Annotated in this window: 9 protein-coding genes; all 9 read left to right on the forward strand. The window is 41.2% G+C overall.

Annotated elements, in window-relative coordinates:
• Position 1: 1 nt before the first annotated feature.
• A complete protein-coding gene (locus JT717_RS26790) occupies positions 2-2,026 on the forward strand; it encodes an AIPR family protein (protein WP_205514356.1) in 2,025 nt (674 codons plus the stop codon).
• A gap of 56 nt (positions 2,027-2,082) precedes the next feature.
• Positions 2,083-4,791: an ATP-binding protein gene (locus tag JT717_RS26795; protein WP_205514357.1), complete on the forward strand. Its 2,709-nt coding sequence runs from the start codon at positions 2,083-2,085 to the stop codon at positions 4,789-4,791.
• 13 nt (positions 4,792-4,804) lie between these two features.
• A complete protein-coding gene (locus JT717_RS26800; protein WP_205514358.1) occupies positions 4,805-5,524 on the forward strand; it encodes a hypothetical protein in 720 nt (239 codons plus the stop codon).
• A 1-nt stretch (position 5,525) separates the two neighbouring features.
• Positions 5,526-6,515: a ComEC/Rec2 family competence protein gene (locus JT717_RS26805; RefSeq protein WP_205514359.1), complete on the forward strand. Its 990-nt coding sequence runs from the start codon at positions 5,526-5,528 to the stop codon at positions 6,513-6,515.
• Between the two features lie 98 nt (positions 6,516-6,613).
• A complete protein-coding gene (locus JT717_RS26810; RefSeq protein WP_205514360.1) occupies positions 6,614-7,030 on the forward strand; it encodes a very short patch repair endonuclease in 417 nt (138 codons plus the stop codon).
• Between the two features lie 6 nt (positions 7,031-7,036).
• Positions 7,037-8,290 carry a DNA cytosine methyltransferase gene (locus JT717_RS26815; protein WP_205514361.1) on the forward strand — a complete coding sequence of 418 codons (1,254 nt, stop codon included), beginning with the start codon at positions 7,037-7,039 and terminating at the stop codon, positions 8,288-8,290.
• A gap of 364 nt (positions 8,291-8,654) precedes the next feature.
• Entirely contained in the window at positions 8,655-8,960 is a 306-nt protein-coding gene (gene tnpA, locus JT717_RS26820; protein WP_205514362.1) for an IS66 family insertion sequence element accessory protein TnpA, read from the forward strand.
• Entirely contained in the window at positions 8,957-9,331 is a 375-nt protein-coding gene (gene tnpB / locus JT717_RS26825; protein WP_205514363.1) for an IS66 family insertion sequence element accessory protein TnpB, read from the forward strand. The genes tnpA and tnpB overlap by 4 nt, the downstream gene beginning before the upstream one ends.
• 56 nt (positions 9,332-9,387) lie before the next feature.
• Positions 9,388-9,842: IS66 family transposase (locus tag JT717_RS26830; RefSeq protein WP_205514364.1), on the forward strand; the 455-nt coding region annotated here is incomplete at its 3' end.

Genomic DNA, 9,842 nt, shown 5'->3' on the forward strand with positions numbered 1-9,842 from the left:
TATGGAACTAACAGAATTTGCCATTGACTTCCTCGGGGGAGCGCTTATTACAGTTGAAGCAGAAGGCATATCCCAGGAAGATGCCATTACCAATGACATACTCGAATACTCGGTTGATTCGGGCGAGGTAATTGCTCACGAGTTATGTCATTACAAGTCGCGGGGCATAAAGATCAACGCCTGGAATTATGATGAAGAGAACGAGGCGGTTGATCTTTTTGTAACAATTTTTAAAAGTGAACAACGGCTTACCAGGGTCTCGGATAAAGAGGTAACCGATGCTTTTCAGAAGGGCGAAAATTTCTTCTGGCAGGCATGGGAGGGGAAGCTGTCCTCAAAAATTGATGAATCTGATATAACGGTTTTTGATCTGATTCAGATTATAGAACAATCAAGGAATGAAATAAAAACCGTAAGGGTTTTTGTTTTAACGAACGGCCAGGCATCCGTTGATACAGTCCCTGATGCGGTGGAGAAAGAAGGAATTTATATAGATTTTCAGCTCTGGGATATTGAGAGAGTGTATCAGCAATACATAATACGGGCAGGAAAACAGAAGATTGAGATAGACTTTGTGAACGACTACAAACATAGAATACAATGTCTGCGGATGGACAAGGTAAGTGAAAAAGTGGAGGTCTATCTGGCAATCATTCCAGGAGAAATCCTTGCCAAGATTTATGGAAAATACAGACAGGGCCTGCTGGAGAAGAATGTAAGAACGTTTTTACAGTTTAAAGCGAAGGTGAATCAGGGAATCCGTGAAACCATCCGGAATTCACCGGACATGTTCTTTGCCTATAATAACGGCATTTCCACTACAGCAGAAAGAGTACATATAGAGTATGAGGAGCAGGTTTCCTATATAACACGTATTGAGAACTGGCAGATAGTCAATGGTGGTCAGACAACAGCCTCCATTTATGCCACTTCCACCGAGAAGGACAGCAATTTATCAAAGGTATTTGTACAGATGAAGGTTTCTGTTGTGATCAGGCCGGATGATATGCAGGAGGTCGTTCCTAAAATCTCAAAATATGCAAATACCCAGACTATAATCAAAGACTCTGACTTCAGCTCCAACAGTGACTATCATGTGGCCATTGAAAATCTCTCCCGTAGGGAATGGGTGCCTGCAAAAACAGGCGGAAAGGCGACTAATAAATGGTATTATGAAAGAGCCAGAGGGCAGTTTCTTGACGAAAGGTCCAGAATGTCACTTAAGGAAATGAAAGCTTTTGACAGTGAATATCCAAAAAAGCAGAAGTTTTCAAAAACCGATCTGGCCAAATACGAAATGAGCTGGTGGCAACGCCCTTTTGAGGTGGGAAAAGGTGCAGAAAACAATTTTAAGGCTTTCAGCAAGGAGCTAGCCAGCCAGCATATCGACGTAAACAAAACTTATTATCAGAGACTGATAGCCAAAGCAATTCTTTTCAGGGAAATAGATAAACTGGTTGCAAAGCGGGATCTGGGCGGCTATAAATCCAATATGGTTTCCTATATACTCTCCCTGCTATCCTATAAAACAAATAAAAGGCTGAATCTTGACAAAATATGGGAAGACCAGTCCATCGGGGAAGCACTGAACAACACCATTACCTCGCTTATTGATTTTGTATGGAAGCATATTAATACGCCTTCAAAACCAGGAATGAACATTAGTGAATGGTGTAAAAGAACGGACTGCTGGACAACCCTGAAGGATAAATTTATTGATATTAACCCGTTTATCGATGAAATCCTTCCGGAAAGCGGTAAATACGCAGATAATGGCGGGAATAGTTCTGATATCTCTCCTCAGGAAATAAAGTTAATTGAAGAAGCACGAAAAATTGACAGTGAAACCTGGTTCAGAATTGCTAAATGGGCAAAAGAAAACAACAACTTTACGCCCTTTGACAGAAAGCTTTCCTATAATCTCGGCGTACTGGCCAGCCGTAATACCGGCCTGAGTCCCAAACAGGCTAAGAATGCATTAAGAATATTGAAAGAGGCTGAGAAATTAGGGTTTAGCGCAAATTGATCCGAATTCCGGTTACATTTTGATATTTTTAACCATTCCAAAGTTAAAACAATCACATGACAGATCAGTTAATAGCCTGTATAAGTGCTGTCAGAACCGGCGTGTGCAGTTTCTGCAAATTTGTAAGTCCAAACGAAGCAGGAGAAACCGGTGCCAATCAGGCCGGGCTTTATATATCTAAAAAAGCGGTTGGTCTCATTTTCGATACGCCAGGTGTCAAAGGTCAGAACCGGGAAGAAATTGCTGTGGTGGAATGGTTCGATGGCATGCGCGCGCCGGATTGTCGATTGAAGTATTACGGTGTGGGTACCCGTGGGGAATACCGGATGACCCGGTTGGGCCGGTCTTTCGAGAGCGGGGACCTGGTGATACTGGTTAAATGGGATACATTAAGTTATAAAGGATATGTTTTCAACAGTGAGGCAGATAAGAACCGGTTTCTTAATGAATTTGGCCTAACCCCGAAAGATGTCAACGCTTTGATTACCCCCGGAGGAGAAACTATTACAGCTACCGATTCGGAACCGGAAATACCGCTTGATGAGGAAGCTATTCCTGAATCAACGCAATTTACCACGCATAAGCACTACTTCCGGCCAAAGGCGCACATCTTAACGCTGCTTGGCGAGGAACTCATCCGCGATCCGGTGATGGCTATTTATGAGCTGATTAAAAACAGCTACGATGCTGATGCGAAGGAGGTGAACGTTAGTTTTAATCATATAACTGAGCTTGACAAAGCAAACATTGTAATCATTGACTCGGGGCTTGGTTTAACAGATGATGTGTTGAAAAATGTATGGCTGGAACCTGGAACAGCTTATCGGAAACCCTTTGATGAAAATGGCAGAAGAACTGTTGTAAGAAGTCCGATATACGGGCGGGTTCCAATGGGAGAGAAGGGGGTGGGACGTTTTGCCGTTCATAAGCTAGGAAGTATAATCAGGCTGAAAACCCGGCCGGCCAGATGTATATTCGATAATGATGGACGGTTCATTAAAAAAGAACTGTTGGATTATGAATTGGACTTGGAAATAAACTGGCTCGCGTTTACCCAGTCGAAATATCTTTCGGATGTAAACATACAATGGACCAGGAATACAGACCGGAACAGTTTCTATTTCAGAGAAAGCTGCGGTACCAAAATTGAAATTTCAGCGCTTAAAGAAACCTGGACGCGCGGCATGGCGCGGTCATTGAAAAGGCAAACCATTTCAATGGTGTCGCCAAAGAATGATCTTGGTAAATTTCAGATATCACTGGAGTTTAATAATAACTGGCTGGAGGGTTTTCCGGATATTACCGAAGTCCTTAATCAGGCTCCGTATAAGTTAACAGCTATACTTGATAAAGATTACAACTTTTTTTTCGAATACGAGTTTTCGCTTTTTAATAATGATGATATACCGAAAAGAAAAATAGCTGGAAATCCGGAATACGACCGTAATGTGAGAGCAGAAATGCGGGGGCCGCTTTCTGATTTTTATAAATCAAAAGGTATTGAAGAGGAAACCGCCCTCGGCATGGCAGCCGAAAGATTAGCAGCACCTTTGCCATTTGGCAGCCTGCTGATAGAATTCTATTCATTTGATCTTGATTCAGAATCTTTGCGTGACACCAGCTATAGTTTAGATGTTGTCAGGAAAACGCTTAAAGATCATCATGGAGTAAAAATATTTAAAGACGATCTGCGTGTTTATGACTATGGCGAAACCGGCAAGGACTGGCTTGGGCTTGACAACAGGCGCGTAAATAACAAAACCTGGATGTCAAACAACCAGAATATAGGCATGGTTTATCTCGATGCCGAGTCTTCGGGATCGTTGATAGAAAAAACGAACCGCGAGGGGTTTATCAGTAATGAAAGCTTCGATTTCCTGGTGCTGGCCATAACTTTTGTATTGAATCAGTTTCGTATTGAAAGATACACAGACCGAAAGAAATGGAGGGATTATCATGAAAAAGTTAATGAAAGGCAATCGTTTTACACGGGTTACGAAAATCTTACCAGCTTAATAAACGATACAGAAATTCCGGATCCGGAAAAGAAACAAAAATTGCTGGATGTGGCTGAGGGTATGGAAGCAGACTATGAAAAAACAAAGGAAACGCTTTTGTTGCCTGCCGGCATTGGCCTTACCGCTTCTGTTGCCCTTCATGAAATTGAAAAGCTGGTTCCGCGGATGGACGAAACTGTAAACACAGTACCACTGAATGTTTACAAAATAAGAAATCAGATTGTTGAACTGGGTAGCTATGTAAACGGCATTCTAACTATTCTGAAACAGGCCGGAACAAGTGCTGTAGACGTTGCCAAAACCATACAACAGGCAACCAGGAACTATGATCTGAAATTCAGAATGAGGGATGTCACTTGCAGGGCAGAGATTGATGCGGATGTTACTACCGTTCAGTGCGACAGCCGTTTTCTGCTGACAATATTCCTGAATTTACTGGAAAACAGCCTTTACTGGCTGGACACTGTAAACCGAACGGACAAAGCTATTCTGTTTAAGGCGGTTAAGAAGAATGGTAAGGTTAGTATTTTTGTTGCAGATAATGGTCCTGGTTTTAAAAATACACCGGAACAGATTGTAACACCTTTTTTTACCCGGCGCGACGGAGGTATCGGATTGGGAATGTATCTGGTTGATACCATCATGATGAAGTATGGCAAACTGAAAATTTACACAAACAATCAGGAAGCTGATGTTGATTCCCGTTTTTCGGGGGCTATAGTCGAATTGATATTCAACAAACCTTAATAAAATTTATATCATGACCATTGGGCCACGAGTCGCATTTGTAGATGATATGGAAGATCAGATTATTAAACTTGACGAGGCTGTCCGTGAAATGAAAGCAGGCAGTATCTTTTTTAACGCTACCCCGCATCTGGCTGTATTTCCCGACGCACCGTTAGATACTGTAAAACTCCTGTTTCTCGATCTTTATTACCAGAAAGATTTTGTTCCTGAGATGTCTGCAAACTGGGTAGAAAAGATAATACCTAAAAATACCGAATATGAACTGGTTGTGTGGTCAAAAGATACAGATGAAACAGATAAACTACTTCCGATTCTTGATCAATTTTCTTTGAAACCCAAGAATGTTGAACGGTGGCAGAAAAACAGATATACGGATGTTGACAAGCTTAAAGCCAAGGTTAAAGAAGTAACGGGCCATATTCCCAATCTCGAACAGATAACCCAGGAGAATTTCTTCGGCGAAATTCTGGAGGTTGAAAAAGACGGAGTGCTTGTTAACTGTAACATTGGTCTGGAGAAACCGGTATTTCAGGTACGGAAGTTTGACCGTGAACTACTCTCCCGGGTCGATAATCTGAAACCTGGCCGCTTTGTAAAAATCATCATTTATACAAAGCCAGGTGCCAGACTGATAGATATTATGGAGGACTTGGAAGACCGGTCAGCATTATTTAAAACCCCTGATTATTTCAAAGGCCTTGAACAATCCGCATTTTTCAAACCTGAATAGTATGAAAGTAACGTTTAAAGATGTTGGTCAGGGCGACTCGATTATGCTTGAATGGAATGATTGCGGAAAGGACAAAGTAGCTATTATAGACTGTAACAAGAAATCCGGAAAAAATCCGGTGAAAGACCATATTGAAGCATCGGGCTACAAAGAAATAGAATTTCTCATTTTATCTCATCCCCATTCAGATCACTATTCTGGAATGAATGAGCTCTTTGATTTTGTTGAGAAAAATAATATTACCATAAAAAGTTTCGGGCATACGTTATTTATTCTCGGGCGGGACTTTTACAGATATCTGAAATGGGTGGAGGTTGAGTCAGCTGAAATGGAAGATCTTCAGAAACTGGTTACCCGGATTGACGAACTCAGGACCGCGGGGCATATCAGAAAAATTGAGTTCATTTCGGAAAAATGGACTGAACAGCTGTCAGAAGATATTGAACTGAGGTGTATTTCTCCCGGTCAGACTGAAGCAGAATATTATATGAAGGGTGTTAAATACGAGCCGGATAAAAATAAAAAGAAAGCAAGTGAGTCTGCCAACTATCTTTCAACCATGTTTTGCCTAGTACGTGGAGAAAAGTATTTTTTGCTTACCGCCGATACTGAAACCGTTTCGATGGAACGGCTGCTGGCTGAACAGGCCCACAAGGTATTACGGGATAAGTATCTGTATGTCGCTCAGCTTCCGCATCATGGAAGTGCTAAAAACAGGCACGACGCTTTCTGGGATTCACTGAAGAAGAATAAGGAAAGGCATGCCGTTGCATCCGCCGGATATAACCTGAAATATCAGCACCCAGACCTGGATGTAATGAAGGTTTTTTATGATAACGATTACTCAGTAACGTGTACCAATATATATCATGGAAGTAAGGAATTTCTGGATTATCTGATCGGATTAAAAGCTGCAAGCGACCGTCTTGACACTGTTTCTTCCCTCATTGATAGATATGTGGCAGGAGAAAAGGTGTATCATTTACAGTAGATGAAGTAAATTACGGTTCGCTTTCAGGATTTATTGGTTGTAAAACATTGCTATACACATATATAGTGTGGCTTAAGTAACAGTTTGAATTTTCAGAGATGGCAGATGTGCATGATAAGAATACCAGAAGCTATAACATGAGCCGGATTAAGGGTAAGAACACAAAGCCCGAGATGCTGGTCCGGAAGTTTCTGCATGCAAACGGGTTCCGTTTCCGCCTGCATACCAAGGAAATGCCAGGTAAACCGGATATAGTGCTGCCTAAATATAAAACTGTAATTTTTGTACATGGATGTTTTTGGCATGGACATAAACACTGCCGGTATTTCGTTGTGCCTAAAACCAGAACAGCTTGGTGGCTAAATAAAATAATTAAAAATATTGAAAATGATGAAAGGGCTGCCGCAGAATTGCTGAAAGACGGGTGGAAAGTGATCATTATCTGGGAATGTGAATTAAAAAATGATAACATTGATAAAATTCTTGCTAAATTGCCTGGCAAAATTGTAACCTGATCTGCTATGAATTTTATTGACTTATTTGCCGGTGCGGGTGGCTTGTCAGAAGGTTTTATCCGGGCCGGATTTAATCCTGTTGCGCATGTGGAGATGGATACTGCTGCCTGCTATACACTGCGGACTAGGGCTGCTTATCATTATCTGAAGACGGAGGGAAAAGAGGATATTTATTTCGCGTACCTGCAAAAGCAACTGACGCGGGCAGAATTATACAGTCATATACCCGGCCATATACTTTCAGGCGTTATCAATCTTCCTATAGGCAAAGAATTCAATCCGCGGATCCATAAAGAAATCAGACAGCAGCCCGGTGGTCAGAAAATAGATCTGATCATTGGCGGCCCTCCGTGCCAGGCTTATTCACTGGTAGGAAGAGCCAGATCAGTGGACGGGATGAAAAATGATCCAAGAAATTTCCTGTTTGTTGAGTATGCAAATTTTCTTGAGGAATACACGCCCAAATATTTTGTTTTTGAAAATGTAATGGGCCTGCACTCTGCAAATGGAGGAAAGTACCTGGAAAAAATGCGTCAACTTTTTAAAAAGAAAGGTTATGAGATTAAACTACACAATCTTGAGGCCAATAATTTCGATGTATTACAGCACCGCAGACGTGTAGTTATTATAGGATGGAGGGAAGATCTGAAACCGGATCTACCTGATCTGGAGGCTGTAAGGAGTACCGGTGAATATAAAGTAAAAGACATCTTTACAGACCTTCCGAAAATAAATGCAGGTGAAGGTATAGACAGATACAGCAGGTATCATTCAAAACCAAGCAAATACCTGAAAGTTGCATCTATCAGGAACGGAGTAGATATACTGACACAGCACATTACAAGGCCTCATACCGAGCAGGATAAAAAGATTTACAAAATAGCCGTAAGTAAATGGAACAAGGAAGGTGAGCGGCTGAACTACAATGATTTACCGGATAATTTAAAAACCCATAAAAACAGGAACTCGTTTATTGACCGCTTCAAGGTGGTGGCGGAAGATCTTAATTTTTCTCATACAGTCGTTGCCCATATTGCCAAGGATGGTCACTATTATATTCATCCTGATATAGATCAAAACCGATCATTAAGTGTCCGTGAAGCTGCACGGCTGCAGTCTTTTCCGGATGATTTCTATTTTGAAGGAGTAAAAGAAGGAATGAACAGAACTGCTGCTTTCAAACAGATAGGCAATGCTGTCCCCCCCCTGATGGCCGAAAAGATAGCTAAAACTATAAAAGCATTTTATAAAAGGTTCTAGCTATTATTTGATCCGACAGTTTGAGGATTTTTTCTTGCGGGGACTACTACTAAAAAAGGGCCTTGTAACCCATTTTATAGGAAAGTTCACCCCGCTATCCTCCAACAATTTATAATCTTCCGAAATAGCAGAATAATATCATTTGTAAGACTAAAGGTTATATAGGGTGATATATTTTATGCTGCAGGTGGGACATTTTGCAGCATTTTGACTGAAGCCTGATCTGTGTCACGCTATAACATGTGGAATATAAGTTTTGACGTTTTCCAAAATATTAATTTGCCTGTTAAAACGTATCCATGCGGCCAAGTACATCTTTTTAAAGTGATAATCGAATGTTAGCTTAGTTCTTTAAAAGTAGGATATGGAATCAAATAGTATCACCAAGAAGGCCAAGGTTTTTAGAAGTAAGCAGGAAATTAAGCGGTTATTAATGGAGCATGCTCAAAGTGGCCTAAGTGTAAAATCGTTCTGTGCAGGTCTACATATAGATGATGGCACATTCTATCATTGGAAGAAGAAATACACAAAAGATACTGGAGCAGCTGGAAAGACAGGTTTTGCGCCTGTTGAAATTGTTCCATCCGCTTGTACATTGTTTGCCGAAGTGGGTAGCATAAAGATATACCAGCCGGTGAGTGCTGCTTATCTTAAAGAGTTGTTAGCATGAGCAGTTTGATTTTACTTGGTGATCACAGGTCCTATCATCTATACCGCAAAGAAACCGATATGCGTAAAGGGTTTAACCAGCTGTGCGGGATAATAACTAATGAATTGGGACGACTGGTAACAAACGGCGATGCTTTTATATTTATCAATAAACCGCGGACTCACTTGAAGATGCTGGTATATGAACAGGGTGGGTTCACCATTTTCTACCGGCGTCTGGAAAAAGGAGCTTTTGAAGTGCCTGCTTTTGACCTGGATGCCAGGAGCATGCAACTTACCTCCAACCAGCTACATTTTATACTGCAGGGTATCTCTTTAAAAGAGATTAAATACCGTAAAAGATATCAACATAAAAAAGCAAATAGTGAATAACTATTGTTGTATAGCCCTTCTGTAAAGCCGAACTTAGGCTTATCTGCAAGCAGGCTATGCAAAGCACTTCATCTCCAGATTATAAAACGCTGTATGAACAATCGCAACTAAGAATAGTTGCGCTGGAGCAACAATTGCACCAGTTGCAAAAAATGATCTTCGGCTCTCGCCATGAACGCTTTGTGCCTGCAGACAAAAACAACCCGCAATTATCATTGGATATATCAGCCGACGCTGTTGCTAGTGGAACCATCACATCTACTCAAAAGATCAGCTATACACGTAATACAGTTGCAATAGAGAATAAACCGGTGCAGCATCCAGGCAGAATGAAACTACCGGAATCGTTGCGCAGGGAGGAAATTGTTATTGAACCACAGGTTGATATTACCGGCTGTAAAAAAATGGGTGAAGAGATCACCGAAATCTTGGAATATCAGCCTGGAGAGCTATATGTGAAGCAATACAAACGAATTAAATACGCAAAACCGGATAATGCCGGTGTAATCAT

It is taken from the genome of Longitalea arenae (assembly GCF_016924755.1).
In the GTDB taxonomy this organism is placed as follows: domain Bacteria; phylum Bacteroidota; class Bacteroidia; order Chitinophagales; family Chitinophagaceae; genus Niastella; species Niastella arenae.

Coding starts and splice junctions, on each gene's coding strand:
- JT717_RS26800 (WP_205514358.1), top strand. CDS start 4,805: ATGACCATTGGGCCACGAGTCGCATTTGTAGATGATATGGAAGATCAG.
- JT717_RS26790 (WP_205514356.1), top strand. CDS start 2: ATGGAACTAACAGAATTTGCCATTGACTTCCTCGGGGGAGCGCTTATT.
- JT717_RS26815 (WP_205514361.1), top strand. CDS start 7,037: ATGAATTTTATTGACTTATTTGCCGGTGCGGGTGGCTTGTCAGAAGGT.
- tnpB (WP_205514363.1), top strand. CDS start 8,957: ATGAGCAGTTTGATTTTACTTGGTGATCACAGGTCCTATCATCTATAC.
- JT717_RS26795 (WP_205514357.1), top strand. CDS start 2,083: ATGACAGATCAGTTAATAGCCTGTATAAGTGCTGTCAGAACCGGCGTG.
- JT717_RS26805 (WP_205514359.1), top strand. CDS start 5,526: ATGAAAGTAACGTTTAAAGATGTTGGTCAGGGCGACTCGATTATGCTT.
- tnpA (WP_205514362.1), top strand. CDS start 8,655: ATGGAATCAAATAGTATCACCAAGAAGGCCAAGGTTTTTAGAAGTAAG.
- JT717_RS26810 (WP_205514360.1), top strand. CDS start 6,614: ATGGCAGATGTGCATGATAAGAATACCAGAAGCTATAACATGAGCCGG.